This window comes from Maritalea sp. (genome assembly GCF_047634455.1).
Taxonomy (GTDB): Bacteria; Pseudomonadota; Alphaproteobacteria; order Rhizobiales; family Devosiaceae; genus Maritalea.
On sequence record NZ_JBLIAI010000009.1, the window covers coordinates 1 to 25,245 of the forward strand.

Annotated in this window: 25 protein-coding genes and 3 tRNA genes; 19 read left to right on the plus strand and 9 right to left on the minus strand. The window is 48.8% G+C overall.

Going from position 1 to position 25,245, the window contains the following annotated elements; genetic code table 11:
- The 3 genes from ACJAZW_RS04350 to ACJAZW_RS04360 all read right to left on the minus strand — a co-directional run.
- A partial coding sequence (locus ACJAZW_RS04350; RefSeq protein ID WP_415155653.1) for an amino acid ABC transporter permease occupies positions 1-886 on the minus strand: 886 nt, incomplete at its 3' end.
- An 11-nt stretch (positions 887-897) separates the two neighbouring features.
- Positions 898-2,094: an amino acid ABC transporter permease gene (locus ACJAZW_RS04355; protein WP_415155654.1), complete on the minus strand. Its 1,197-nt coding sequence runs from the start codon at positions 2,092-2,094 to the stop codon at positions 898-900.
- Positions 2,095-2,223: 129 nt separating this feature from the next.
- Complete coding sequence (locus ACJAZW_RS04360) at positions 2,224-3,246, minus strand: amino acid ABC transporter substrate-binding protein (protein ID WP_415155655.1); 1,023 nt, start codon at positions 3,244-3,246, stop codon at positions 2,224-2,226.
- A 228-nt stretch (positions 3,247-3,474) separates the two neighbouring features.
- Here ACJAZW_RS04360 and metC point away from each other — a divergent pair, with 228 nt between their 5' ends.
- Positions 3,475-4,665 carry a cystathionine beta-lyase gene (gene metC, locus ACJAZW_RS04365; protein ID WP_415155656.1) on the plus strand — a complete coding sequence of 397 codons (1,191 nt, stop codon included), beginning with the start codon at positions 3,475-3,477 and terminating at the stop codon, positions 4,663-4,665.
- Here the strand turns inward: metC and ACJAZW_RS04370 are convergent.
- A complete protein-coding gene (locus ACJAZW_RS04370; protein WP_415155657.1) occupies positions 4,641-5,225 on the minus strand; it encodes a phosphatase PAP2 family protein in 585 nt (194 codons plus the stop codon). The genes metC and ACJAZW_RS04370 overlap by 25 nt on opposite strands.
- Before the next feature lie 332 nt (positions 5,226-5,557).
- Between ACJAZW_RS04370 and ACJAZW_RS04375 the strand changes: the two genes are divergently transcribed.
- The 5 genes from ACJAZW_RS04375 to ACJAZW_RS04395 all read left to right on the plus strand — a co-directional run bounded on the left by ACJAZW_RS04375 (position 5,558) and on the right by ACJAZW_RS04395 (position 8,311).
- Positions 5,558-5,634 (plus strand) — tRNA-Pro (locus ACJAZW_RS04375).
- 32 nt (positions 5,635-5,666) lie between these two features.
- A complete protein-coding gene (locus ACJAZW_RS04380; protein ID WP_415155658.1) occupies positions 5,667-5,972 on the plus strand; it encodes an ETC complex I subunit in 306 nt (101 codons plus the stop codon).
- 76 nt (positions 5,973-6,048) lie between these two features.
- Positions 6,049-6,125: transfer RNA gene (locus ACJAZW_RS04385), tRNA-Arg, on the plus strand.
- Positions 6,126-7,145: 1,020 nt separating this feature from the next.
- Positions 7,146-7,397: a hypothetical protein gene (locus ACJAZW_RS04390; RefSeq protein WP_415155659.1), complete on the plus strand. Its 252-nt coding sequence runs from the start codon at positions 7,146-7,148 to the stop codon at positions 7,395-7,397.
- Between the two features lie 659 nt (positions 7,398-8,056).
- Positions 8,057-8,311, plus strand: coding sequence for a GlsB/YeaQ/YmgE family stress response membrane protein (locus ACJAZW_RS04395; RefSeq protein ID WP_415155660.1), 255 nt, complete (start codon positions 8,057-8,059; stop codon positions 8,309-8,311).
- A gap of 94 nt (positions 8,312-8,405) precedes the next feature.
- Here ACJAZW_RS04395 and ACJAZW_RS04400 read toward each other — a convergent pair whose 3' ends face one another.
- The gene (locus ACJAZW_RS04400) at positions 8,406-8,897 is read right to left on the minus strand and encodes a hypothetical protein (RefSeq protein WP_415155661.1); all 492 of its coding nucleotides are present in this window, start codon (positions 8,895-8,897) and stop codon (positions 8,406-8,408) included.
- Positions 8,898-9,132: 235 nt separating this feature from the next.
- On the opposite strand from ACJAZW_RS04400, the gene ACJAZW_RS04405 reads away from it, so the two are divergent.
- The 5 genes from ACJAZW_RS04405 to ACJAZW_RS04425 all read left to right on the plus strand — a co-directional run bounded on the left by ACJAZW_RS04405 (position 9,133) and on the right by ACJAZW_RS04425 (position 13,394).
- The gene (locus ACJAZW_RS04405) at positions 9,133-9,303 is read left to right on the plus strand and encodes a hypothetical protein (protein ID WP_415155662.1); all 171 of its coding nucleotides are present in this window, start codon (positions 9,133-9,135) and stop codon (positions 9,301-9,303) included.
- A 155-nt stretch (positions 9,304-9,458) separates the two neighbouring features.
- On the plus strand, positions 9,459-10,070 hold the full coding sequence (locus ACJAZW_RS04410; RefSeq protein ID WP_415155663.1) for an NAD(P)H-dependent oxidoreductase: 612 nt from the start codon (positions 9,459-9,461) through the stop codon (positions 10,068-10,070).
- Positions 10,070-11,980 (plus strand): monovalent cation:proton antiporter-2 (CPA2) family protein, encoded by a 1,911-nt coding sequence (locus ACJAZW_RS04415; RefSeq protein ID WP_415155664.1) that lies wholly within the window; start codon positions 10,070-10,072, stop codon positions 11,978-11,980. Before ACJAZW_RS04410 ends, ACJAZW_RS04415 begins: the two co-directional genes overlap by 1 nt.
- Positions 11,981-12,182: 202 nt before the next feature.
- On the plus strand, positions 12,183-12,902 hold the full coding sequence (locus ACJAZW_RS04420) for a helix-turn-helix transcriptional regulator (RefSeq protein WP_415155665.1): 720 nt from the start codon (positions 12,183-12,185) through the stop codon (positions 12,900-12,902).
- Between the two features lie 87 nt (positions 12,903-12,989).
- Complete coding sequence (locus tag ACJAZW_RS04425) at positions 12,990-13,394, plus strand: LuxR C-terminal-related transcriptional regulator (protein ID WP_415155666.1); 405 nt, start codon at positions 12,990-12,992, stop codon at positions 13,392-13,394.
- A gap of 492 nt (positions 13,395-13,886) precedes the next feature.
- Here the strand turns inward: ACJAZW_RS04425 and ACJAZW_RS04430 are convergent, their stop codons facing one another.
- Both ACJAZW_RS04430 and ACJAZW_RS04435 read right to left on the minus strand, forming a co-directional pair.
- Positions 13,887-15,416 (minus strand): hypothetical protein, encoded by a 1,530-nt coding sequence (locus tag ACJAZW_RS04430; RefSeq protein WP_415155667.1) that lies wholly within the window; start codon positions 15,414-15,416, stop codon positions 13,887-13,889.
- Positions 15,417-15,420: 4 nt separating this feature from the next.
- Positions 15,421-16,473 (minus strand): DNA cytosine methyltransferase, encoded by a 1,053-nt coding sequence (locus ACJAZW_RS04435; protein WP_415155668.1) that lies wholly within the window; start codon positions 16,471-16,473, stop codon positions 15,421-15,423.
- 831 nt (positions 16,474-17,304) lie between these two features.
- Here ACJAZW_RS04435 and ACJAZW_RS04440 point away from each other — a divergent pair.
- From ACJAZW_RS04440 to ACJAZW_RS04455, 4 genes are read left to right on the plus strand one after another with little or no spacing between them, the layout of a single operon-like run.
- A complete protein-coding gene (locus ACJAZW_RS04440) occupies positions 17,305-17,988 on the plus strand; it encodes a CerR family C-terminal domain-containing protein (RefSeq protein ID WP_415155669.1) in 684 nt (227 codons plus the stop codon).
- Positions 17,988-18,938 carry an HlyD family secretion protein gene (locus ACJAZW_RS04445; RefSeq protein WP_415155670.1) on the plus strand — a complete coding sequence of 317 codons (951 nt, stop codon included), beginning with the start codon at positions 17,988-17,990 and terminating at the stop codon, positions 18,936-18,938. The genes ACJAZW_RS04440 and ACJAZW_RS04445 overlap by 1 nt, the downstream gene beginning before the upstream one ends.
- A complete protein-coding gene (locus ACJAZW_RS04450; protein ID WP_415155671.1) occupies positions 18,935-19,852 on the plus strand; it encodes an ABC transporter ATP-binding protein in 918 nt (305 codons plus the stop codon). The genes ACJAZW_RS04445 and ACJAZW_RS04450 overlap by 4 nt, the downstream gene beginning before the upstream one ends.
- Positions 19,849-20,985, plus strand: coding sequence for an ABC transporter permease (locus ACJAZW_RS04455; protein WP_415155672.1), 1,137 nt, complete (start codon positions 19,849-19,851; stop codon positions 20,983-20,985). Before ACJAZW_RS04450 ends, ACJAZW_RS04455 begins: the two co-directional genes overlap by 4 nt.
- 11 nt (positions 20,986-20,996) lie before the next feature.
- Here the strand turns inward: ACJAZW_RS04455 and ACJAZW_RS04460 are convergent, their stop codons facing one another.
- Together ACJAZW_RS04460 and ACJAZW_RS04465 are read right to left on the minus strand one after the other, a co-directional pair.
- Positions 20,997-21,458 (minus strand): DUF192 domain-containing protein, encoded by a 462-nt coding sequence (locus tag ACJAZW_RS04460; RefSeq protein WP_415155673.1) that lies wholly within the window; start codon positions 21,456-21,458, stop codon positions 20,997-20,999.
- A 3-nt stretch (positions 21,459-21,461) separates the two neighbouring features.
- On the minus strand, positions 21,462-22,079 hold the full coding sequence (locus ACJAZW_RS04465) for a cold-shock protein (protein ID WP_415155707.1): 618 nt from the start codon (positions 22,077-22,079) through the stop codon (positions 21,462-21,464).
- Positions 22,080-22,354: 275 nt separating this feature from the next.
- Here ACJAZW_RS04465 and ACJAZW_RS04470 point away from each other — a divergent pair, with 275 nt between their 5' ends.
- The 4 genes from ACJAZW_RS04470 (at position 22,355) to ACJAZW_RS04485 (ending at position 25,155) form a co-directional block, all read left to right on the plus strand.
- A complete protein-coding gene (locus ACJAZW_RS04470) occupies positions 22,355-22,771 on the plus strand; it encodes a VOC family protein (protein ID WP_415155674.1) in 417 nt (138 codons plus the stop codon).
- A gap of 112 nt (positions 22,772-22,883) precedes the next feature.
- The gene (locus ACJAZW_RS04475) at positions 22,884-23,333 is read left to right on the plus strand and encodes a YcbK family protein (protein WP_415155675.1); all 450 of its coding nucleotides are present in this window, start codon (positions 22,884-22,886) and stop codon (positions 23,331-23,333) included.
- A 116-nt stretch (positions 23,334-23,449) separates the two neighbouring features.
- Positions 23,450-23,525: transfer RNA gene (locus ACJAZW_RS04480), tRNA-Glu, on the plus strand.
- Positions 23,526-23,655: 130 nt separating this feature from the next.
- Positions 23,656-25,155: an ArnT family glycosyltransferase gene (locus tag ACJAZW_RS04485; RefSeq protein ID WP_415155676.1), complete on the plus strand. Its 1,500-nt coding sequence runs from the start codon at positions 23,656-23,658 to the stop codon at positions 25,153-25,155.
- Positions 25,156-25,245: the final 90 nt, after the last annotated feature.

A 25,245-nucleotide genomic window follows, 5' to 3' on the forward strand; every position in this document is an offset into this window, starting at 1 on the left:
ACGCTTGCGGCAGAATGATGAGATACATGGATTTGAAATAGTTCAAACCCAATGCATCCGCAGCTTCATATTGTCCCTTTGGCAGGGCTTGCAAACCACCACGAACCACTTCCGCCATATAGGCGGCAGAAAAGAGCGACACACCAACAAGCGCGCGGAGCAACTTATCGATACTCGTCCCTTCAGGCAGGAACAATGGCAGCATAATTGAAGCCATGAACAATACTGTGATCAAAGGCACAGCACGCCACAACTCAATGAACGCAATACAAACATACTTCACGAATGGCATGTGCGAGCGTCGCCCAAGAGCGAGCACGATGCCAATCGGAAGCGAAACCACGATACCCACCGTCGCAATGATCAATGTGATGGTCAAACCACCCCATTTTTCAGTTGTTACAGTTTCCAACCCAAACATTCCACCATTCAGCAAAATAAAGGTCGCAATTGGCAACACCACGAAGAAAGCAATGGCAGAGGCACCTTTGTAAGGCAAATCAGGCCAAAGCAGAGGAACCAACGTCACGATACCCAAAACAAAGGCGATGTTGATCCGCCAATACTCTTGAGATGGATAGAACCCATAAATAAAGAAGTCGAAACGGTCGACCACATAGATCCAACATGCACCAGCGGCCTCGGTTCTACAGGCTGCAATCGTGTTATCAACCGACCATGGGAACACAGCGTAGGTGATAAGGAAGTTGAAAATTGGCGGTATGAACCAAGCCAAAAATGCGATTCCGATAATGGTCATAATGGTATTGGGAATGTCAGAGAATAGATTCTGACGTAACCAACCCACAATGCCTTTGCTTGTTGATGGAGCAGGTTGCTCCCCAAGCATTTCGTCGCGCACATAGGCAAAACCTGAATCAGTCATATTTGTTCTCCCTATCGCTCGGTTAGCGCAATGCGCGAGTTGTACCAGTTCATGACCATCGATGTGAGCAATGAGAGTGTAAGGTAGACTGACATTGTCATAAAGATAACTTCAACGGCTTTACCAGATTGGTTAAGCGCTGTGCCCATGAACACGTTCACGATGTCTGGATACCCAATTGCAACAGCCAATGACGAGTTCTTGGTTAAGTTCAAGTACTGACTGGTCAGCGGTGGAACAATCACACGCATGGCTTGCGGAATAACCACAAGGTTCAATCTGTCTGAGTTTTTCAACCCAAGAGATTGAGCAGCTTCAGTTTGTCCTGAACTAACTGCCAAAATGCCTGCGCGAACTGTTTCCGCGATAAAGGCTGCTGTGTAGATGACCAACCCGAATAAAAGCGCGACAAACTCTGGTGGAATTTGAATGCCACCGGCAAAGTTAAACCGTTCAAGAACCGGATAGTTCAGATTTATCTGAGCGCCAACCAGCATCCACACGATTGCTGGAATAACAATAAGTCCTGCAATGAAAACTGACACGAACGGGAAACGTTGCCCCGTCAAATCATGTCGCTTGTGCGCCCATTTGTTGAGGAAATATCCACCAACAATAACGCCAACGATTGCAAGCTGCACCCATACAAATGAGGCATTTGGATTTGGGTCCGGCACATAAAGACCACGGTTGTTCAAATAGACCGAGCCTGTGACCATTTCCAAACTGTCTTTAACCGAAGGCATTGTTTTCAGTACTGCAAAGTACCAGAAGAACAATTGCAACAATAACGGAATGTTGCGAAACAGTTCGATATAGACCGTTGCTAGACGAGATATAATCCAGTTACTCGAAAGCCGCGCAACACCAACGGTGAAGCCGAGAATTGTTGCGAGAATTATGCCGATAATGGCAACCAGCAAGGTGTTGAGAATACCAACGAAAAATACGTCAAGATAAGTTGACGATCTGTCATATGGGATTAACGAAAACCCGATGTTGAAACCTGAGGTAATGCCTAGAAAGTCAAAACCAGTTGTTTTGTTTTGAGCTTGTAGGTTTGTTACCGTGTTGTTAAATATCCACCACCCGAATACGACCAGTCCGATCAGCAGCAAGATTTGAAATGCATATGATCGGAATTTCGGGTCATAAATTAATGACGTGGCACTGCGCGTTTGCTGCAGCTGTTCCTGACTTTTAGCCATACCTACCCTATTTGTTTTTTGTTGAGTAGTCCCTCTGAAGTTAACCATTCAGAGATGGCGGGCAAACTGCCCTCCCCCTTAAAAAACGGCCCGGCACCAATGGCGCCGAGCCGCAAATCACTAATTCGACTAACGAATTGGTGGAGCGTACATCAAGCCGCCACGTGTCCAGAGATCATTCACTGAACCTGCGCGTTCGATGCCCACTGGTGTATTCGCACCAACATTGCGCTCATAGATGTCGTTGTAGTTACCAACATGCTTGATCACACGGTATGCCCAGTCTGTAGTTAGACCAAGAGCTGAACCGAAGTCACCTTCTACACCAAGGGTACGACGTATGCCTGGGTTTTCTGAAGCGAGCATGTCATCAACGTTAGCTTGCGTGATGCCAAGTTCTTCAGACTCAAGAAGTGCGAAGTAAACCCAACGTGTGATATTGAACCAAAGATCATCACCTTGACGTACTGATGGGCCCAAAGGCTCTTTAGAAATGATTTCTGGAAGAATCATGTTCTCATCAGGATTTGCAAGTGACAGACGTTCCGCAGCTAGAGCTGATGAATCTGTTGTGAACACGTCACAACGGCCATCATCATAAGCTTTTACAACTTCGTCTTGATCTTCAAACACAACAGCGTTGAATTCCATACCATTTGACGAGAAGTAGTCAGCGGCATTCAATTCAGTGGTTGTACCTGCTTCAATACAAATCGCAGCGCCTGAAAGTTCAGAAGCCGATGCGACGCCGAGATCTTTGCGAACCATGAAGCCTTGGCCATCATAGAACGTTGTACCCGCGAAATCGATACCAAGGTTGGTATCACGGCTCATTGTCCATGTTGTTGTACGTGAAAGTACGTCAATTTCACCTGAAGAAAGCGCTGTGAAACGCTCTTTAGATGTCAATGGCGTAAAGCGAACAGCAGCTGGATCATCAAAGATCGCAGCAGCCATACCGCGACAGAAGTCTACATCCAAGCCGGCCCATTCATTGTTGGCGTCTGGAGCAGCAAAACCTGGAGTGCTTGGTGATACACCGCACTGCAAGTAGCCTTTAGCCTGTACGTCTGAAAGTGTGTCCGCAAAAGCAGCAGAAGCTGATAGACCCAGCGCTGCCCCGATAGCGAGTGTTACGAGTTGTTTCTTCATAACGTTGCCTTTTGTTTCCTAACCCTTTTTTTATAATTTGTGATGTGCTCCCCTCCGAAGTTGAGACACCACATGCAATGAAGGAACTTTTGTCCTACAAAACAGTTTCCAATGGAAAAGGGTTTTTGGTCCGGGGTCAAGGCCTTTAGTTACATAATTCCCGCGCTATAGTGAACTTCACCCCTTTCGCGGGCTATTAGGAAAATTATTTCGATGTCGGAAAAACTTATGAGCAACGTTAAACAGTCCACTTCATCTATTGGCGCAGAAACAGCGCTCACCCATGTCGGTCGAGACGCAAATCGACAGTACGGATTCGTCAACACACCTGTTGTCCGTGGCTCGACAGTTCTGTTTGAGAGTTTTGAGGACCTTCAGGCTGGCAAAAGCGGTTATGGGTATGGTCGGCACGGCAATCCCACCAACGACGCTGTGAAAGAGGTTATCACCCATCTTGAGGGGGCAAATGAGACCTTTTTAACGCCCTCTGGCTTGAGTGCGATCAGTACCGCGCTGACCGCCGTCGCCCACGCTGGAGATCACATACTGATAAGCGACAGCGCCTATCTGCCAACCCGCCAATTTTGCGAATCGGTTTTAAGGGCCAACAATATTGAGGTGGAATATTACGACCCGCGAATCGGCAAGCGAATCAGTGCTCTGTTGCGCGATAACACAACCGCGATTCTCACCGAATCACCTGGTTCTCTTACATTTGAGGTGCAGGATTTGCCCGCGATTGCGACGGCTCGGGGCGACAGGGACATCGCGATTATCGCTGACAATAGTTGGGCCACGCCCCTATTCTATAAGCCACTGGAATTGGGCGCTGACATTGTTGTGCATGCGGGCACAAAAATGTTTGTGGGACATTCAGATGTTTTGTTCGGCACTATCTCGACAAATGAGAAATGGACCGACAAGATTAGAACCACTTACAAAGCGCTTGGCGTGTGTGTATCACCAGAGGATAGTTTCCTTGTGGCGCGCGGCCTACGGACGCTCTCTATACGAATGAAAGAGCACCAAACTCGTGCGTTGGACATCGCAAAATGGCTTGAAAAGCAACCTGTTGTACAAAAGGTCTTTCACCCTGCCCTGGCGCAACATCCAGATCACAAAATATTTATGCGTGATTTCACGGGTTCAGGCTCCCTTTTTGCATTTACGCTCAAATCTGCACCTGAAAAAGCGATCGCTGCGATGCTAAATCAGATGCGTTTGTTTGGCATGGGTTATTCTTGGGGTGGTTTTGAGAGTTTGATTCTTCCCATCTCGATCAATGATCAACGCTCGGTGACGAAATGGCGTGAAGCGGGAAATCTGTTTCGCATTCATGTTGGCCTTGAAGATATAAACGATCTGAAATCCGACCTGGGCGACGCGATTGAACGTTATTGTTCTTCAGCTGGTTTTTGACCGAACTGTCTAAATCGACCGAAATAGCGCAAAATGGGCCGCAGCATTCGGTTGCTTGGCCCGTTTTTTGGCCCGTTTTTACCAATACGAAATATCAAATTGCGTTTTTGGAACTGGTTTTGAACCCAAAACGCGCCAATTGAGCCAACGGCCGATCCGGCCAAAACGTCTGACAAATAATGTGCGCCATCCACAATACGCGATAAGGCGATTAAGAAAGCGCCGAAAAAGACAATCATCACACGCGGCCCGAAAAGCAAGTAAAGCGCCCACGCCAATGCAAACGCCGTGGTGGCATGCCCCGACGGAAATCCAGCAAATCGCCAATCGCCAGCAAAAGGCGTAAAACTAAATATCCCAACTTCATCCATCAATATCGGGCGGGCGCGACCAATCGCGACTTTTAGGAAAGCAACAACGCCCCCTGGCACAGCAACACTCAAGAAAATGAACCCCGACATGGACCCAATGGCGCGCACGCCCCAGCGCTTTGAGTATCCCAACGGAAAACGCGTCGCCAATTGAGCCAAAACCCAAACGCTCAATGTTGGGATCAACATCCAATCTGATTCCCCAATGCGGGCAAGCGCTGCAAAAAATGCGCGTTCTTGGGCTGGCCACTGCGTCAATTGTTGTGTGACAGTCCGATCAAACAGGGTCACCACCAAAAAACACGCAACGAGTGCGAAAAAACCTAGAATTATGGGTTTTTGCCCCAAACCCCAGGATTTTAGCGACTTGTCAGCGTTTTTTTTAAGGTTTTGAGAGCTTGGCAACTAGGGTTCCAGACAAAAAAGTGCAATAATCTTGAAATGAGCAACTAACATGACTTGCAGTATGCCACAAGAATGTGTACATCGCAGTCCGGTGATCACATCCGTTGTGAGAATGTCGGAGTATAGCTCAGCCTGGTAGAGCACTGGTTTTGGGTACCAGGGGTCGCAAGTTCGAATCTTGCTACTCCGACCATCACAACAACGGAACAATGATTGGGTAGGATCATGACCGCACGTATCTTTCGTCCAGCAAAAAACGCCATGCAATCTGGCCGTGGAAAATCTAAGCACTGGGTGCTGGTTTTCGAGCCTGCAATTGCTAGATCTATTGATCCTTTGATGGGCTACACCTCTTCCACTGACATGAATTCGCAAGTCAAACTAAACTTTGACACGTTGGAAGAGGCTCAAAATTACGCCCAGCGTAAAAACATCGAATATGTGGTGCAACAACCCCACGATTCGACGTCTAAAAAAGTCGCCTATGCCGACAATTTTAAAAGTGACCGCGCCACACCGTGGACGCACTAAGCGTCCTTACCTGTTTTTGTTAAACCCACAAGTTTAACCGCAATTCGCTGCGCACTTTTGTTGGCGCATAAAATTTGGTCCCGTAGCTCAACTGGATAGAGCAGCTGATTTCTAATCAGCAGGTTACAGGTTCGATTCCTGTCGGGATCACCATTATTCAATGAAATCAACGATTTATGGTGGCCAGTCGCTCGAAAAGCAGCGGTCTTTTTTAGACAACAAATTTGAGCCCGGTGCCCGGTATGAGGCTTCATTGCCATTGCAAGAGAAACCGTTCTTATTTCATGCAGCAATTCTACGTCGCCAGTTCGGTGTCCGGAACACCCTTGGGGCCGCCCCTTGCCTTCTTTATGGCTACAAAGCTGATCCCGGCTCAAGGGCAGGAATGCCCCTGAGGGACGCACTTTGTCTTTGTTACGGCTGCAAGCGTGAGCCTTGTACAGGCTCGGGATGGTGCGGATGGTTTTGGTTTGTAAAACACGTTTTTGCACCGCCCCGCACTTCATGCGGGGCCTCATCGCGATAATGTATTCCCCCCCACCCTTAATCCCTCCCCACAAAGGGGGAGGGAAACCTGTCCCGCATTAAGTCGGGCCTAAAATGCAATCGGAGAATACCCTGCCCTCGTCACCCTCGTGCTCGACACGAGGGTCCATTATGGGTTTCCAAGTACAGGGCGAATGAGCAAAAACCACCGCCCCCTTTTTGGCCTCCCCGGACGACGAAGTGGCGTTCACGCCACGCAAGGCTGATCCGGGGTCATTTTTCATGCGGGACAAGTGCGCCACACTCCACACTTATCCTGAGCTTGTCGAAGGATAGAACCACTGTGCACCACGTACATAGTTCGACAGGCTCACCATGAGGTAGGAGGATGTCGCACGCGCTACTTAGACCCTCGGGTCAAGCCCGAGCGTGACGAAAGTGGGGATGGCAGGATTGAGGCCAAATAAGCAATTCATTTTGTTAGTTTGGTTGCAAGTGACCTCCAGCTGAGAGATGCACCTGTCCGGCAGCCTGTTGAATTGGCTGTCGTTTTCTCATACCTATGCCCGACAATCACGTTTTTAGCTATTTGGCCAAATAGGTGCGAAAATGAGTTTCGGTAGGGCAAAGCGTTGGTATCGAATTCGAAGTGCCCTCGTCATGCGGGGTATAGGTTCGGTTGTAATTTTGGGAACGGCGATCACTCTCGCTTTGTTGTTGTCTGTCTTGCCAGCCCGAGGCAATCCAAAAGGTGGAACACTTTTGCTGGCGTTTATTGATCTGTGTCTTTTTGTTGCGTCGCCTGTTTTGTTGCTGATGACTCTATATGCGCTGTTTACTGGAAGTGCAGTGAATGAGTATTTTAAATATCGCGTGGAGAAGAAAAAGAAGAAAGCTGTTTTGGCAGCTCGCACCAAATACTCGGCGAAATGGCGCTAGCCGAGGACAATAAGCTTGACGGGCAACCAACAAAAATACAACGACAATCAGCCATCTGATCAGGCTTGAATAGACTTTTCCTGCAACTTGTCGACTTTGCTCATGGTCGCTTTGTCCGGAGGCTGTGTGATAACGTCACCTTGGGAAGTTTCAATAGAACGACTTTCCTTTATTTGTCTCGCTATAAAACGGGATTTCACTAGAAGCGTTGAAACCGCTCAGGTTAGGAAATTCATTCTAGCCGCCAAGCCGGACTCCGCGTTTTCACACAGCCTCTCCGCATTGCGGCCATTCAGCAACCACAAGATCGAACAAAAGCGCCAACGAAACCGCAAACTATTTGTTTATTCAAAACTGAAAAATCGCCCACGTCATTGACGAAGGTTGGATCAACAAGTTGGCGATCCCAGATGGCTAATACATTTCAGTAACCGTTTGTTTTCACACTGTAATAATCCACAAATAACCGCCAAATATTCATACAATTGGATGGATTAGCCAAAACTACATGCAACATACTGATATTGTTATGTTACATTTTCGCATTCGATTCCGGTCGGGATCACCAAAGTTGGCGCAATTTGGCTGACATTTGCGATTTCCCCTTGTAACAATGTTGGCCACGACTACATTTGTACAAATCAACACAGGGGAAAATCATGGAAATCGGAAGTCTAATTGCACTTTTGCTGGTCGGCGCAATCGCGGGCTGGTTGGCGGGCATAGTTGTCAAAGGTTTTGGCTTTGGCTTGCTGGGCAACATTGTTGTGGGCATTATCGGCGCTTTTGTTGCTGGTTATTTACTACCCATTGTTGGCGTCAGCATCGGCAGCGGACTTGTCGGCTCAATCATCAGCGCAACCATAGGTGCTGTGGTTTTTCTGTTTATCGTCAAACTCGTCAAAAATCGATAAGATCAAAAAATAACCCGCCAGACAGCAATTGCCGGGCGGGTTACGATTTGTTGGTAGGTCTAGCGCGTGAGCGCTCGGCTTGTTGCGCTTCTTGTTATTGTGCTTCTTGGCACTCAACTGCAGCTTCTAGCGCCACATATGAACCGGCGAGGTCAATTGCCATAACTTCTTCGCCGTCATTGTACAGCGTCATTGTGTATTTCTTGGCAAGGTCAAACAAAAATTCCTCGTTTGTGAATGCAATATCTGCGCCTGGCACACCATTCAAATATATGCCTTTGGCTTCACCTTCATATGGCTCGTCGTCTAACGCAAAATCAACGGCATAGGTTTCGCCTTCAACAATATCGCCCCAATTGGCGTTGAACGCGGTGACGTATCCGGTCTCGTTCACCCGGTCAAAACCAATTCGGACGAGAGAACCGTCTTCGTAGGCCGCTTGAATGAGGCAGCCATTGCCCAATGATGGGTCAACCATGACATCCCAGCCCTCGACCTGGTCCCACAGCGTTAATTCCTGTGCTGAAACCGGCGAAGCCAGCACCAGTGTGGCCAAGGCCACTGCGCCCAAAATTGTCTTGTTCATATTCTAGCTCCCAAATTCGGCTTTTGCCGAGGAAAATGCGCTCTTCACCGGCGCAATAACGTTCTTATTGATATCCAAGAAATTGTAAACAAGATTCGGCGCGGCACTACATAATGGCTCAGCATGATTTCTTAACTTTACTGTTAAAAGACTGCGAATGTTGAATTAATGCAAAACAATACCTAACTTACTAAAGCGAAGCATTTACTTTGTGGGTTTTGAAAGGCGGGAATATATGGATAAGAAAATCAACATCACTCAGCACAGTGGCACGGGCATGCTGTGGTTTATTGGTTGGCTTTTTACGATTGGCTATCTGCAGCTTGGGTTTTGGAAAGGTCTGTTGGGGCTGATTGTCTGGCCATATTATTTGGGTGCCTATTTGGCGCCAATTGTCGGCACATAGAGCGAACAAACCGCAGCTATGACCTATATTTGGCCGTGGCAGCCTTTTTATATCCTCTGGTCCAGAGTTCTTAAGTGAAAATGCGCGCCAATTTGGTTGCGTCTTCCAATTTCTTTGTGAAACCCATATTCTGTGGGTCTATCATAGGGGAAATTATGAAGTCGATTCTTGTGCTATACGCACATCCAGCGCCGCGTCATTCCAAAACCAATAAAGAGTTGGCCAAGGTCGCTCAGGCGACGGAGGGCGTCACATTTGTCGATTTATACGCGCAATATCCGCGTTTCAAAATCAATATAGACAAAGAACAAGAGCAACTTCTAGCTCACGACATTATCATCTTCCAGTTTCCGCTGATGTGGTATTCCACCCCTTCAATTCTCAAAGAGTGGCAAGATTTGGTGCTTGAATATGGCTTTGCCTATGGCGAAGGTGGCAAGGCGCTTGAAGGCAAGTGTTTGTTTCCAGTGGTGTCCGTGGGCGGACCTGAAACTGCCTATGGCGAAGACGGGTATAACAACTTTGAGTTACGGACATTCCTGACCCCTTTGGAACAAACTGCCAAATTATGCTCCATGAAGTTCTTGCCCCCGCTTGCACTCTATTCGTCTTTGCGTTCACACAAAGATGGCCGTTTAGAGGATCATGTAGCCCATTATGCAGCATTGCTTAGCGCACTCAAAAACGACAAATTCGATTACAAAGCAGCCAGCGCGCGCCAATTACTGATTGAGGGTGATTTGCCACTGATCGGGGAGACAGCATAATGTCAGGTTATTTATTCCAAGCCTTTATTTATCTGTGTGCAGCCGTTATTGCGGTGCCAATTGCGAAGCGGCTGGGACTTGGCTCGGTGCTCGGCTATTTGATTGCCGGCATTGTCATTGGCCCAGTCATTGGCCTTGTCGGGTCTGAAACGCAGGACATCCAGCATTTTGCCGAGTTTGGCGTGGTGATGATGCTGTTCATTGTCGGTCTCGAGTTGGAACCAAAAGCATTGTGGGACATGCGCAACCGGCTGCTCGGACTGGGCGGGCTGCAAGTTGGACTGACCGCGCTGGTGATTGGTGGCGTTGCCTACGCGTTGGGTGTGCCATGGCAGAGCTCTATTGCGGTCGGGCTGGTGTTTTCTTTGTCCTCAACTGCCATCGTGCTGCAAACATTGAACGAAAAAGGCTTGATGAAAAGCGACGGTGGGCAATCCAGTTTTTCCGTGCTTTTGTTCCAAGATATTGCCGTTATCCCGATGCTTGCTTTGGTTCCTTTACTTGCCATTCAACAACTTGTTGATAAATCACATCAAACCGACCTTGAGGCCGCAGCAGAGCAAGGATTGGAGTTGAGCCTTATTGATGGGCTGGCGGGTTGGCAAGTTGGAGGTGTGACGATCTTGGCGATTGCCGCCGTGATTGTTGGCGGCCACTATCTGTCGCGCCCGCTGTTCCGGTTTATTGCAGGAGCCAAGCTGCGCGAAGTATTTACCGCAGCTGCATTGTTGCTGGTGATCGGCATTGCGCTGCTGATGACCCTTGTTGGACTATCGCCAGCATTGGGCACTTTCCTGGCTGGCGTGGTGCTGGCTAACTCTGAATTCCGGCATGAGCTTGAAAGTGATATTGATCCGTTCAAAGGGCTGCTTTTGGGCCTATTCTTCATCACTGTTGGTGCGGGGATCAATTTTGGTTACCTGTTCGACCAATTCGCTGTCGTTATCGGCCTCACGATAGGACTGATGTCAGTCAAGGCGATCATTCTTTACTGCCTTGCTGTGACATTCAAGCTCAAAGGGGCTGATCGCTGGCTGTTTACTTTGGGGCTCGCCCAAGCGGGTGAATTTGGTTTTGTATTGCTGTCTTTCACCGTTCAAAATGGCGTAATTGCAAGCGAATTGTCGCAATTGCTGTTGCTTGTGGTTGCGCTGTCAATGCTGCTGACGCCGTTATTGTTCATTGGCTATGAGCGTTTCTTGCTACCAAAACTCACCAAAGATCAACAACGAGAAGAAGACAAAATCACCGAGCAAGGCACGGTGATCATTGCAGGTACGGGACGCTTTGGACAAATCGTCAACCGCATGCTTTTGGGCAACGGCTATAAGACAGTCGTTTTGGACCTGAGTGCTGAAGCGGTTGATCGAGTTGGTCGATTTGGCGTCAAAACTTTCTTTGGCGACGCCTCTCGCCCAGATTTATTGCATGCGGCTGGGCTGCATGAAGCCAAGATGATTGTCGTTGCCATTGATGACGAAGAACGCGCGCTAGAAATTGTCCGCCACGCACGTCAGGTCAGGCCAGACATCCACATTGTTGCGCGGGCGCGTGACCGAAATTCGGTCTATGACATGTACTTTGCGGGCGCAAACGACATGATACGGGAAACATTTGATAGCTCAGTAAGGGCCGGCAGATCAGCATTGGAAGGGCTGGGCGTTCATCCATATGAAGCCGAAAAGATCGCATCTGCGTTTGTTGAACTTGACCTTTGGGGCATTCGACAACTTGCCGAACTGCATAATCCCGAGATGCCTTCGCACGAAAACGAAGCCTATATCGCCCGGGCAAAGGAAGTGCGCGACGAGATGGATCGTGCGATGGCTGGCGCATCTCAAGGCCATAAAGGGGCCGTTGACCGGGCATGGATGCCCCCGGGGCAGCGCACCGCTGATTTGGAAGAATAGCACTGGTTTGCGGTCTATAGTTTTCAATAATTGAGGGATGATATCCGGTCGATCTCACCAATTTTGTTCACAATTCTCGGTGTAAGACAAAAAAATCGGCTTTAATTAACGAAAATGTGAAAAATAGCTCGACGTGGTGCGAAATTATACTATCGTCTACACTTGATATTTTTCAATTTGTTAAACAATAAGCGCAGAATTTATGAGCGGTTTCTCTGTAGAGCAGTACATTTCAGATGAAATTGAATTCACTTCTCGTGACGAGGCTGTTGCGCTGCTGAGCAAAAAGGCGTCCAAGCACGGCGGCAAACACATTGCTTTTGGTATTATGAATCCCGGCACCCAATCCGCTCGGTTGGCGTTCGATGCCATATCGACCTATTCAGAGGACTGGACCCAGCGGTATTTTCAACAGAATTACCACATTCTCGACCCGATCTTAAAAAAGGCAACCAGTGCCAAAACACCGTTCGACTGGAATGCATCCCGATACCGATCCAATCGCGAAAAAGAATTCTTCGGTGAATCAATCGAACATGGTTTGGGTCAACAAGGGTTTGCGGTACCCGTCCTTGGGCCGAACGGCGCACTTTGTGTGCTCTCATTCAATGCAGATGTACCAGATAAGGAATGGTTGAGTTTTCGCGAAGAAGTGCTGCCGCACATACTGCTGTTCGCACATCAATTTAACGCCAAAGCACTGAATATTCGGGCGCCGCAGATTGAAGAAGCACAATTGTCTCCACGTGAAATCGAGGTGCTAAAATGGGCGGCGGAAGGGAAATCTGTGTGGGAAACGGCACAGATATTGACCATCTCCTATCACTCTGTGAAGTCGTACTTACAAAACGGCCAACGAAAACTACAATGCACCAATAAGCTGCATACAGTCGTCACTGCGGTGCGCCGGGGCATAATCTAACTCCCCTTTTTAGGGGTGGTGATATTGTGTACGAGCGCACGCATAATGAACTAAATGAATATTATACTTTGCCTATTAGGACCCAAAATGAATGAAACTAAAATTACTGCGGTTAAGTCCATGCATCCCGCATCTGAAAAACTCACAATGTTGGTGAATTGGCTTGAAGAAAATTCAACCATTCTTAGACGTGAGCGGTCCAACCCCATTCCAGAATCACATGAGCTTTTGCTTTTCGCGCGGAAGTTAGAACGTATAACAACACGTGAGTTTGAAGTCTTTGAACAGGTAATTGAAGGGCTTACGGCCGTGCAAATTGGCAAGAAATTGAACATCAGCCCGCGCACCGTCGATGTTCACAAATCTCGCTTCATTCAAAAAATGGAAGTTGGCAATATGGTTGTCGCTGCGCGCCACTTCTCTGTTCTGGAAACACTCCTGCAATTGAATAACAAAAACACCAATTACAAGAACATCGCGGCGGCTGGTTAAACTAGGGTCTGAACTGAATGATCGTCTTCTGTTCTATTTGTCATTCGACATGCAAACTGGTGCGGTTTACCAAACCTGAATTCGCAATGACGCTTCATTGAGACTGCAATTTTGCTCTGTCTATTTGGCATTTTTTTGCCATGGACCAGCTTAAAATGGCTATGCTGGCAAACCGCTTCGGGAAAATATTTGCCGTAATATTTTGTGCGCAAAATCCATCTCAAATGCCGCCATATCGCGCAACCCAACAGCAATGGCCATAGCCGAATCTAGCGATCCCTTTTGTCGCCAGCTGCAGGCAATACCCTAAATCATCAGCACTAACCCAATGCTATCATCAACGCTAACGGCAGCTAAGGTGGACAAACCGACCAAACTCAAAAATTACACAGTTTCTGAAATGGGCGGCTTGCGGTCAGTCGGCGCATGTGCGGCGGTAACTCAAATTTTCAAAATAGCAGACGTTCACTTGCATTGCCCAGCAACAGCTCATTAGTGAGAATTGTTCTTATGCCAATGGCGTGACGTTGTAGAGAGATGCGGTGCAAATATCGTCTCTTGTGGATTGCCCACACAAATGAGCCCAATGCCCATGTAGTCGTTTAAGAAATCCCGTTGCCAACTTTCTGAGTTGACTGGGCGATCTATAATTATCGCCTGTTCAGGTTCGATTCCCGTTTCTTGCTGTAAACGATAGGCGTATTCTTTCACCTGTCCCACCGCTGATCTCATTCGCTGCGGCAAAGAGCGCTGTGAAACCGTCTTGATCTCGAAGATTGCCGTCTCTTGTGGCGACCACGCAACAAACAAGTCAATTGAATTGGGGTCAACTTTGACCTCAGCACCCTGTGCCTGAAATCGCTCAGCAAAGTGCAACACCATTTCATCGTGCAGGACGGTCTTTGCATGCCGTTTAATTGCACCTTCCTTCACACTCGCAGCCAGTTCATCAATGCTCTGAGCCAGGTTAGGTGCATCTTTATTGAAAAGCTTGTCTTTGTCGAAACTCGCCAACCTAATTGGACCAGTAAATGTTATGCGTTCGTCCCCGTCGGCATCTTCAATTTCTAAAAGATTGCTGTTGGAGCCTGCCATGGGTTTCATTGAGAATGCCAACGCCTCAAAGGCAGCATCGTAGCTGCCGAAATGAGTATACCAAGTCAGTCGATTTGCGGCATCGTGACCTCTTGGAATCCAGAAACTACCTGGTGCTGACTGAGCGCTACTGAGTTGCTTCAAGGCAGGGCACATTGATTGTGCGTATCTACTCAATCCAACAAATGAGTGGCCATCGGTTTCAATCAATCCAGTAACGAACAAGAGTTTGAACCAATCCTGTATGTTTCGACACAATCTGCGGTCATTATGTACAGCCTGAAGGTTTATTTCACCTCTGCGCGCAGATTGAATATCAGTCAATGCCCTTGCCCACTCTGCGTTGGTCTTGCAAGGCACTAGAATTGCTCTACATTCATCAGCGGAAATTTCTGGATCGTCCCCACTTTCTAACAGTCCCAGCAAGACTTGTAGGATCAAAAGTCCCGGTTTCACCAAAACGCCAGAGTTGGAATGTAGTTCAATGAGGCTGTCCGGTACAACCTGACCACTGGCCGTTAGCTTTTCTTTTAACGCCGGTGAACGGTCATGCTTTTGCCCGTTTGGGTATTGGTAACGCAGAACTTGCATCGCCATCATATGGTCGAACGGCAGCTGATCAGCGATAAAGGCTTTCGATACGTCCGTCAGTATCAACTCTGCGCTCAATTTTGTAGAAACGATTAATCCCAGTTCCGATAGAATCTGCTGGTAGTCCCGCCACGCATCAGCTCTACCGTCTCTTTGGTTCGGGGTAAGAAGATCGGCCCTTACCATTAAATCAGTGATTTGCGGTCCAGCTTTTTTCTGGCCTTGAAATGGAAAAGCGCAGACAAGCATTCCGCGAATAGTCGTCTCGTCAAAGCCAGCGGCGTGTTGCGAAAGGCCCCAGGCAAAACCGGGATGCGGGAGTGGTCTGATTATCATTTTATCAAAGAACCTTCGCGATCTCCTTGGCGACCGCTTTTGCCAACAATGGTGGAACAGCGTTTCCGACTTGCCTATATGCGGCTGTAGCCCCCCCAGAAAAGACCCACCAATCTGGAAAAGATTGCAACCTTGCTGCTTCCCTGACCGTGATGTGTCGGTGTTCTGTTGGGTGAATGAACGGGCGTCCGCCACCCGCACCCGATCCTACCAATACTGTTCCAGAGGGTCGTTCTGCGTGAATGCGGTCTGTATGATCCTTTCGATCTCTACTGCCTTGTTCGACAAGGCTGTACCGATCCCTGACCCTTTGACCGTGCTTGCGGAGAATATGGTTCGGCACGCCTTCAACATTTTGGAGAGCCTGAGAGGCTGTACGGTAAGGACGAAGCTCGTCAGCTGGGGGCTTACCGTGTGTCGGCGTAGGCCAGTTGAAGGAATTGGCGGCATCGCGGTTTTTGAAGCCAATCAGCAATACCCGCTGTCGAAATTGAGGAACGCCATAATCTGCTGCATTCAACACTCCAGTTCTTAGGTAAAACCCAGTCTCATCCTTAAAACACGAAACGAGTTGTTCCCAATCCGCGCCTTTGTTCAGAGTCATGATCCCCGGAACGTTCTCAAAAAGAAAGGCACGCGGGGCTAGCTCCCTTATGAACCGCGCATAGTCGAATACGAGCTGACCGCGTGGGTCTCCTGTTGAGCCGCGAGAGCCGAGGATGCTGAATGACTGACAGGGCGGGCCGCCTATAACGATATCCAGTTCGCGGCCAGTGACGTTTCTAACATGCGCCCCAGTGAGGTTTGAGATGTCATGCGGCTCGACGACATGGCCTCCTTTTCCGAGGTTGTCCGCCAGCGTGTCACAGTAATGAGAAACTAAATCGCTAGAAAAAGCGGGAGTAAAACCAGCCAGTGAAAAGCCAAGGTCCAAACCGCCGCCGCCGCAGAAGACAGAAGCGTAACTGAGGCCAAGTTTCTTTAATGGAATCCGTTGTCTACCAAGAAAGCTCAAATACTCGTTCTCTAATTCACTTGGCCTTACTGCTCTGTTCATCCCTTGCTCCGCCCGTCGAGTTTCGTCCAATGATTGTAAACTCAGTGATTCTCAGTGCTTTTGCTCAAACTTTCATAAATCGAAAAATGCAATCCGTCACTGCTTATCTTTTACCAATGTGCCCGCCTTTATCAAGTTGTTGACTTCGAATTCAGGTCGCTGAAACGCACGCTTCCTAGACTAAATGGGGTTGTAATCACGCTCTCCACTCTTGGACTGTGCTTTGTTACGAACGGCTGCTTTGTGCGTCACTCTGCTAAGGCTGTCAACGTCCGGTTTGGGTCGAATGCGCTACATAATGGGTTGTTAGAGATGGTCTTGAATGGCCTCCAAGCGGCCGCTCGGTCGGTAACCAAAACAATCTGTTGTTGATGATCACAAGATCGAACTTGCTGGTCCTAAACGGATAGGCATGCCGGTTTTGCCTGATAGTATATGATGATTAATGCAACAGACAGCAGCCAGCAAATGCCCACGGCATGATTGCGACTTGCTGATAGCTACTTAGTTCTTGTTCCCTGCCACTTGCCACTTGCCACTTGCACTTGGGACTTGCTGCCTGCTTCCTGCCTGCCTGTTGCCTGCCTGCCTGTTGCCTGCCTGCCTGTTGCCTGCCTGCCTGTTGCCTGCCTGTTGCCTGCCTGTCTGCGCCCGCTGACCCAATGCCCCTCCTGATCCGAGAACCCTCTCCATCGGCAATTTAATCAATCGATTGACTTTATTCAAACGACTGATTAAAGTTTACGTAGATAGTGGGTGGGAAATCAGTCAACAAACTTGCATTTTGTTTCGCCGACGCACCCTAGGAAAAATGGAACTGGCAGCGCTGCAATGAACGATCAAGACCCTCAAAAAATCGGCGGTACGGGCGCATCTGAAGAAGAGAGCACAAAGAATGCACTGCTTCAAACAGCGATCGCTTTGTTTTCAAAAAACGGGTTCGCCGCGACCTCGACGCGAGAAATCGCAAAAGTGGCGAAAGCGAATATTGGCTCTATTTCGTATTATTTCGGATCAAAAGAGGGTCTGCGACGCGCATGTGCGCGCTCCATTGCGGGCTTGATCGCATCAACAGCGTCGCGCGCATTGCCCGATGTGGATCATCTTGAGCCCGACGAGGCCGCAAAAATGCTGGAAAACGCGTTGGGCGGCGTTATTCGGCTGATGCTCACACACCACAATTCACGAAACATGGCGGCGTTCCTCCTCCAAGAAGTTTCAGAGCAAGGTGAGGTTCTTGATGAGATTTACACCCATCTCCTTGAACCGTTGCACAAAAAGCTCTGCCGACTTTGGAGCGTCGCCACGGGTGACCCGGCCGAGAGCCAGCAGACAATTATGCGGGTGTTTAGTGTCATCGGCCAAGCACTTTACTTTCGCTTGGGCGAACCACTTGTTGCCCGCCGTTTAGGGTGGGAAAAAATTGGAAAAAAAGAAGCCGAACAGATAAGCGAAATGGTGCTGCAAAATATGCAAGACATGATTGTTGCAGCCCGCATTAGGAACCAGAATTGATGGAATTTTGCACCCTCCCCTTCATTGCATCCCTTTTTGGTGCCTGTGCAACGCCTCTGCCCATGGCATCTGGATATGTGGAAGGTCAATTTGTTCTGTTGGCACCGGTTGAGATCGCCCAGATTGCGGAAATCAACCTGTCGCGTGGAGATCGTTATGAAAGTGGCATGGTTCTGGTTGAGTTGGAGCAACGAGACGCTGAAATAGCGGTTGCCCAAGCGCGCGCTGGCCTGGCGCTTGCCACCAGCAAACTGCAAAACATATCGCATGGCCGACGCCCTGAAGAAATCGCCGTAATTGAGGCGTCGTTGCGCTCGGCACAACTTCAGGCCGAAGATGCTTTGCGCGAGTTTGAGCGCCAGAAAACCCTTTTTGAGCGGGGCGTGATTGCCAAGGCAAGATTGGACATTGCCACAACCCAAAGTGAGGTGAATGCCGCCCGCGTCGTCGAACTTGAAGCCAATTTGTCGGTTGCAAAATTGCCGGCACGCGCCGACGAAATTGCCGCGGCGGAGGCGGTTGTGGCGCAGGCAGAAGCGACATTGGAAAATGCACAATGGCGTTTGGGCAAGCGAGCCCTCACGGTAAATGGTAGCGGTGTTGTGTTTGACGTTTTAAGAAATCGCGGCGAAATCGCTGGCCCGCAAGCGCCAGTTCTGTCGTTATTGCCCGATGGGGCGATAAAATTGCAGGTCTATGTACCACAAAACAAAGTGGCCGATATTCATATTGGCGCCATGTTGCAGGTGGGTTGCGATGGGTGTCCGACTGACTTAACAGCGGAAGTAACTTATGTGTCGGACGAGCCAGAGTTTACGCCGCCGGTGATATATTCCATTGAAAACCGTCAAAAGCTGGTGTTTTTGGTGGAGGCCAAACCCAGCGAAACGGCATACCGGTTAAAACCGGGTCAAATTGTAAATGTAGATTTGGCAGCACCAGAACAATGAACGCCATAGATGTTCACAATTTGGTCAAGACATATGGTGACAAAACCGTCGTCAATGACGTCACAATGTCAGTGGCACAGGGTGAGATTTCTGGCTTTCTCGGGCCGAATGGGTCGGGCAAAACAACAACCATCCGGGTGATGTGTGGGTTGTTAACTGCCGATTCTGGCGGCGGCACGGTGCTTGGATATGACCTTAATACCGAGCAACATAAAATCAAAAACCAAGTCGGGTATATGACGCAAAAGTTCTCGTTTTACGAGGACTTGTCGATCGAAGAAAATTTAAGTTTTGTGGCGCGGCTGTACCAGCTTTCACCCTACAAGCAGCATGTGCGCGACACGCTTGAAGATTTGGGGATGACCAGCAGGCGGCACCAATTGGCGGGCAGCCTATCAGGCGGCTGGAAGCAACGTTTGGCGCTGGCCGCTTGCATTATGCACAGGCCGAAACTGTTGTTGCTGGATGAACCCACTGCCGGTGTTGACCCGAAAGCGCGGCGGGAATTCTGGGATGAAATCCACGCGCTTGCCGCTGGTGGTATGACTGTTCTGGTTTCCACCCATTACATGGATGAGGCCGAACGTTGCCACCGCATCAATTATATCTCGTATGGACATTTATTGGCGAGTGGAACGGTGCAAGACGTTATTGATGGGGCCAATTTGACGACGTTCGTTGTGCAAGGCGCAAACATCAACCAAATCGCCAAATCCATTCAAAACATTGACGGCGTCGACCAGGTTGCGCCGTTTGGCAACAGTTTACACGTGGTCGGTCAAAATAAAGATCTACTTGCAAAATCCCTTGCCATCCATGCACAAAGCCTTGGCTTCCAGTACCATTTGGACAGCACCAGCCTTGAAGATGTGTTTATACAATTCATGGCAAATTCATCGGACAATATGCAATGACGCGGTTCTTTTCGCTTTTCCGGTTGCTTGCCCTGTTGGCCAAGGAAACCATTCAAATGCGCAGAGATCGCATAACCTTTGCGATGATGCTGGGCGTGCCGCTGATGCAACTGATTTTGTTCGGATTTGCAATCAACAGCGATCCAAAAGCACTGCCTGCCGCTTTGGTCACAAACTCCTACGATCAATATACACGCGCGATGGTCACCGCCTTGGAGATGACCGGCTATTATCGCTTCACCCATGTGGCTATTAGCCCAGCGCAAGCTGAAAAGCTGATCGCGGATGGCTCCGTTTCCTTCGTGGTCACCGTGCCGTCCGATTTTGCCCGTCGGGTCGAGCGGGGCGACCGACCACAAATATTGATTGAGGCGGATGCAACAGACCCTTCGGTTGCGTCCGGTGCCATTTCGACACTGAGTTTGGTGGCATCTAACGCCCTCACGCGCGCGCAGGGCGCAGAAGCACAATCCGCCAAACAAAAGGCGCAGCAATTGGAAGTTGTTGTGCACAGACGTTACAACCCAGAAGGCATCACACAATATAATATCGTGCCGGGACTGTTGGGCGTCATCTTGCAAATGACAATGGTGATGATGACATCTATGGCGCTGACCCGGGAGACAGAGCGCGGCACCATGGAAAACTTGCTGGCCATGCCAGCCACCTCAATTGAAATCATGCTTGGCAAGGTGCTGCCCTATTTAGCCGTTGGCGCAGTGCAAGTGGGCGTGGTGCTCACGGCCGCCAAACTGCTGTTTAACGTGCCGTTTGAAGGCTCCATGCCGCTGCTGCTGACGGGAATTTTGATCTTTGTGTCGGCGCTAGTTTTGCTCGGCTACACCATCTCAACGGTGGCCAAAACTCAGATGCAAGCGATGCAACTCACCTTCTTTTATTTTTTGCCATCATTGCTTTTGTCAGGGTTTATGTTCCCATTTCGGGGCATGCCTGAATGGGCACAATTTATCGGTGAGCTGTTTCCCCTCACCCATTTTTTGCGGGTGGTACGCGCGGTTATGCTGAAGGGGTCGGACTATCAAGCGGTTCAAACGCCCATGACGATCTTGATCATTTTCACGCTGGGGTTTGCGACGATTGCGCTATTGCGTTTCCGCAAGACGCTGGATTAGTTGTCGCTGGATTAGTTGCCGCTCTGCACCCGTGGGTGGACGAGCTTATCACCCGCTTTCAATCCAATTTCCGCCGCCCGACCCCCAGCAATTTCAAATACAAACCGCACAGGCGCTGCCGAAGGTATTGGTGTGGGATCGAGTGGTTTTGCGTTGGCATGCACGTTCACAACAGTGCCATCGGCAGAAACGAAGATCATATCTAGCGGAATAAGCGTATTGCGCATCCAGAACGAAACAGGCCGCTCTTCAAAAAAGTCAAAAAGCATGCCAGCGTTTGGCCCAAGCTCAGTTCTGTACATCAGCCCCTGAGCTCGTGTCGCGTCCGTGTCAACAAGTTCAATGGCAAATCGATATTCGCCAGTCTTTGTGACGATGGTCAGCGCGTTATCGCCAGCAGCGCAGGCGATAAGGCTAAAGCTAAGAAGAATCACGCCCAAAATGCGCGTTACATACCGCCAATATATTGTCATATGTTAATGTGACGAGGGCGCGTCGCCCCACCCATCGGGTCGAATTTCGGCAACCATCAGACCTTTTGGCCCATCGCCGTAACGTGCCAACACGAATTGGCCGGGGCGAAGTTCGGCCAAGCCAAAACGACGAAGTGTTTCCATGTGAATGAAAATATCGGGATGCCCCTCGCCCGCAGATAAAAAGCCAAAGCCACGCAACCGATTGAACCATTTGACCTGCAAACGCTCCAACTTAGACGTTGGCTCAACAATAATATGGGTTTTGGGCGGCTCCATCTGAGCGGGGTGCTTTGCCGTGGACTCGTCCATCGACAGAATTCGAAAAGCTTGCAATCCGCCAGGGCGATCCAAAGCCTCAACAACGATACGCGCACCTTCATAGGCGGTACTAAACCCATCGCGGCGCAAACAGGTAACGTGAACCAAAACGTCAGGCATGCCATTGTCCGGTACGATAAAGCCGAAGCCTTTCGCGACATCAAACCACTTTATTGACCCGGCAATTTCAATAACGTCTACTGTTGGATCATTTACTCTTGCATTGGTACCACCGACCGAAGGCTCGTTGCCCTCATATTCGACATCACCATCAACATCGGCTGTATATTCGGCCCCCATAATCGCCATTTCCTTCCGCCTCGCCTGTTCCGCCACAAACAGGATACACCTTACTAAGTATTCAGTTTGTCCGATTCACAGCAATTTGTTAAGTAAATAATTAGAATTCATTAACCATCTGCGAAAGCACAAGGCGATACGAATTGCCAAACTGCACAAAAGCGGTGGCGCTTCAAATAGATAAACAAAAACAAGTTATTCACATTCAAAAAACGTTATTGTTGTGTGATACGCAATAATCCGAAATGTAAAAACCGAACAAAAAGGGAATCAGTATGAAGTATTTGCATACGATGGTGCGCATCTCTGACGTGGAGGAAAGTTTGAGGTTCTATTGTGAGGGTCTTGGATTGCAAGAAACCAGACGGTTTGACAATGAAAAAGGGCGCTTTACGCTGATATTCTTGGCGCCGCCTGGCGACGAAAACAGCGAAATCGAGCTCACCCACAATTGGGATGAAAAGGGCTATGGCGGTGGTCGAAATTTTGGCCACCTCGCCTATCGGGTCAAAGACATCTATGCGACCTGCCAGCACCTTATGGACATGGGTTATATTATCAATCGGCCGCCGCGCGATGGACATATGGCGTTTGTTCGCTCGCCTGACAATATTTCGATTGAGATCTTGCAAGAGGGTGATCTTGAGCCCATTGAGCCTTGGGTTTCGATGCCAAATAATGGTGAATGGTAAAGCCAAAATTGCAGCAATCAGTAAAATTTTAACCATTCTTATTGACCGGCGATTAGGCATCGCCGGGCTATCCTAGTGGCTTGTTTCCTGGTCTGGTGTTTGCGAGCCCTCAATGCGCGTTTTTGCTGCCTTATTTATCAGCTCGTTTATTTTAGTTGGCTGTGCCTCGTTCGGCGGGCTGACGGGTGGGACAAATTATCAAAAGAAATACGGGCTTTTCGTGGAGCAATCCAAAGTCCAAACGTTTTGCTTGCTCCCCAAGCTGCGTTTTGCGCTTTGGAAGGCTGAAAGGCATTTCAATCGTGCGCCCGTCGTCACCTCAGGCTATCGAAACCCGTTTCAAAACTGGAAAGTGGGTGGCGCTTGGGGGTCTAAACACCAAAAATGTATGGCTGCAGACATCTTCATACCGGGTGTATCCAAATCTGCTTTAATTGCATTTATGAAGCAGACAGACGAAATTGGAGGGCTTGGTTGCTATCCCGGCCGCAAGTTCATTCATGTGGACATTCGCAGCCGACCACGCGGCTATCGTCAGCCAGTACTTTTCAAAGGCTGCTGAGCTTTTTTACTGTTTAGGTTTGAAAAATCTGCATTTTTCGGAAAATTTCTAAAAAAATTGAAATTGCCTCTTGCGTCTTTCTCTGAAGGCCAATATACGGTCCACACAGTTCGCTAGCGCCCTTCGTCTAGTGGTCTAGGACGCTGCCCTTTCACGGCGGTAACACGGGTTCGAACCCCGTAGGGCGCACCAACTCTTCACGAGTTAAGCGAAACAGAAACCGGCCTTTGTGGCCGGTTTTTTTGTGTGTACTGCAGTGGATCGTATCCACAATTGTCTGTTAGTGTGCGGAAATTCAGTTTTTGGCATTCAGGGAATAGTGATGAGTAAAACTAGCGGAGAACTGGCAGGAAAAAATGGTCTGTTAGTTGCGGTCGTTTTCGTTTTCTTGGTTGCGAAAGTGATTTTTTCTGTCACCACGATTATTGCCGCTGATGAAGCCTATTATTGGGTTTGGGGTGAAAACCTTGCGCTCTCATATTTTGACCACCCGCCGCTAAACGCTTGGCTTATTGGTCTTACGAGCTATTTCTTCGACAACAATGTCTTTGCCATGCGCGTTCCGACGTTTTTGACCTTTGGCGGAACACTTTACATCTACTGGCTACTCGCCAACAAGCTCTTTCCAGATTCGACTGTTCGCTCGTTCCTCATCACAGTTGCCGCATTTATGGCATCGCCGACACTGTTTGCTTGGACATCCATCGTTTACAACGACCACTTGTTGATCTTCTTGTCGTTGGCTGCCACTTATGCCTTCGCGGACTATTTTAGCGCATATGCTGAGAATACTGAGGCTTCAACAAAACCGCTCTATTTGGGAGCTTTATTGCTCGGTATTGCTGCTTTGGCCAAATACAATGCTGCATTCTTGGCAATTACTGTTGCCATCTTCGTATTCGCGCATCCAAGGCTTCGCTCTCTGCTGAAACGTCCGCATATTTATGTCGCTGGGGTATTATGCTTGCTGATGCTAACGCCTGTATTGTTTTGGAATATCCAAAACGACTTTGCCTCCTTCAAACTCCACCTAGTGGAGCGATATGGCGACCCAGACGCACCGGCATTCCGTGTTGACTCTTTCGTTCGCTATTTGCTCTCTACTTGGATTTATTTTGGCCCTATTTTAATCATTCCGATGGTTGCAATGTTCTTCAAAATGCGTGATTTGAACAGTTTTGGCCGGATGTTTGTTTGGCTGGCCCGTATCATGATCGTGCTGACATTTTCCTTGTTCACATACCTTTCTTCACGCGGCGCAGTGCACTGGTATTGGGGTGCCTTAGCCTATGCTTTGATGCTGCCGTTTCTGCCCATGCTTTTGAGACAAATGTGGCTGTTCGGTATACACATCGTTTTGGGCTTTGTCTTTGTTCTGTATGCCACTATTAACTACAGCTATGCGCCGATTGAGTTACTGTTGGGCAGTCGTAGTGCGGAAGTCGAACGTGTATACGGCTGGCCCGAGGCGGGCAAAATCACAGAGAAGCTTGAGCAAGAATATGGACCAGTTTTTGTCGCGACTACTGGATATCCCACCGCTGGTCAATTGTCGCATACTTTGGATCGAACTGACATTTATGATCTAGACCCGCGTCCTTCATACTTCAGCTTTGTTGACCGAAAATCTTTACCAAAAGGCGCAAATGCACTTATTTTGCATGACAAATTTGGCAATTTAGCTGGTACAAGCGCGCGATTTGAACATTTCACCAAAATCAAATCCTTTGTCTATTCCGCCCACGGTGTGGATATCAACAAGTTTGAATTCTATTTGGGCGAAGGGTTCCTTGCGCAACCCGTTACAGAAAAAGATCCGTAAAGCTTGCACAATTGCGCACTAACATACTCTAGCTCTGACGACAGAAACCGATTATAGAACGTTCAAAGTTTTTCTGAGGGTTTGGGGCAA

Excerpts from the sequence above, each read along its gene's own strand:
- ACJAZW_RS04425 (WP_415155666.1), top strand. The coding sequence starts at position 12,990 with ATGAATGAAACTAAAATTACTGCGGTTAAGTCCATGCATCCCGCATCT.
- ACJAZW_RS04410 (WP_415155663.1), top strand. The coding sequence starts at position 9,459 with ATGAAGTCGATTCTTGTGCTATACGCACATCCAGCGCCGCGTCATTCC.
- ACJAZW_RS04420 (WP_415155665.1), top strand. The coding sequence starts at position 12,183 with ATGAGCGGTTTCTCTGTAGAGCAGTACATTTCAGATGAAATTGAATTC.
- ACJAZW_RS04450 (WP_415155671.1), top strand. The coding sequence starts at position 18,935 with ATGAACGCCATAGATGTTCACAATTTGGTCAAGACATATGGTGACAAA.
- ACJAZW_RS04455 (WP_415155672.1), top strand. The coding sequence starts at position 19,849 with ATGACGCGGTTCTTTTCGCTTTTCCGGTTGCTTGCCCTGTTGGCCAAG.
- ACJAZW_RS04405 (WP_415155662.1), top strand. The coding sequence starts at position 9,133 with ATGGATAAGAAAATCAACATCACTCAGCACAGTGGCACGGGCATGCTG.
- ACJAZW_RS04475 (WP_415155675.1), top strand. The coding sequence starts at position 22,884 with ATGCGCGTTTTTGCTGCCTTATTTATCAGCTCGTTTATTTTAGTTGGC.
- ACJAZW_RS04465 (WP_415155707.1), bottom strand. The coding sequence starts at position 22,079 with ATGGGGGCCGAATATACAGCCGATGTTGATGGTGATGTCGAATATGAG.
- ACJAZW_RS04360 (WP_415155655.1), bottom strand. The coding sequence starts at position 3,246 with ATGAAGAAACAACTCGTAACACTCGCTATCGGGGCAGCGCTGGGTCTA.
- ACJAZW_RS04485 (WP_415155676.1), top strand. The coding sequence starts at position 23,656 with ATGAGTAAAACTAGCGGAGAACTGGCAGGAAAAAATGGTCTGTTAGTT.
- ACJAZW_RS04445 (WP_415155670.1), top strand. The coding sequence starts at position 17,988 with ATGGAATTTTGCACCCTCCCCTTCATTGCATCCCTTTTTGGTGCCTGT.
- ACJAZW_RS04435 (WP_415155668.1), bottom strand. The coding sequence starts at position 16,473 with ATGAACAGAGCAGTAAGGCCAAGTGAATTAGAGAACGAGTATTTGAGC.
- metC (WP_415155656.1), top strand. The coding sequence starts at position 3,475 with ATGAGCAACGTTAAACAGTCCACTTCATCTATTGGCGCAGAAACAGCG.
- ACJAZW_RS04370 (WP_415155657.1), bottom strand. The coding sequence starts at position 5,225 with ATGTTGATCCCAACATTGAGCGTTTGGGTTTTGGCTCAATTGGCGACG.
- ACJAZW_RS04460 (WP_415155673.1), bottom strand. The coding sequence starts at position 21,458 with ATGACAATATATTGGCGGTATGTAACGCGCATTTTGGGCGTGATTCTT.
- ACJAZW_RS04470 (WP_415155674.1), top strand. The coding sequence starts at position 22,355 with ATGAAGTATTTGCATACGATGGTGCGCATCTCTGACGTGGAGGAAAGT.
- ACJAZW_RS04395 (WP_415155660.1), top strand. The coding sequence starts at position 8,057 with ATGGAAATCGGAAGTCTAATTGCACTTTTGCTGGTCGGCGCAATCGCG.
- ACJAZW_RS04440 (WP_415155669.1), top strand. The coding sequence starts at position 17,305 with ATGAACGATCAAGACCCTCAAAAAATCGGCGGTACGGGCGCATCTGAA.
- ACJAZW_RS04400 (WP_415155661.1), bottom strand. The coding sequence starts at position 8,897 with ATGAACAAGACAATTTTGGGCGCAGTGGCCTTGGCCACACTGGTGCTG.
- ACJAZW_RS04430 (WP_415155667.1), bottom strand. The coding sequence starts at position 15,416 with ATGATAATCAGACCACTCCCGCATCCCGGTTTTGCCTGGGGCCTTTCG.
- ACJAZW_RS04380 (WP_415155658.1), top strand. The coding sequence starts at position 5,667 with ATGACCGCACGTATCTTTCGTCCAGCAAAAAACGCCATGCAATCTGGC.
- ACJAZW_RS04355 (WP_415155654.1), bottom strand. The coding sequence starts at position 2,094 with ATGGCTAAAAGTCAGGAACAGCTGCAGCAAACGCGCAGTGCCACGTCA.
- ACJAZW_RS04415 (WP_415155664.1), top strand. The coding sequence starts at position 10,070 with ATGTCAGGTTATTTATTCCAAGCCTTTATTTATCTGTGTGCAGCCGTT.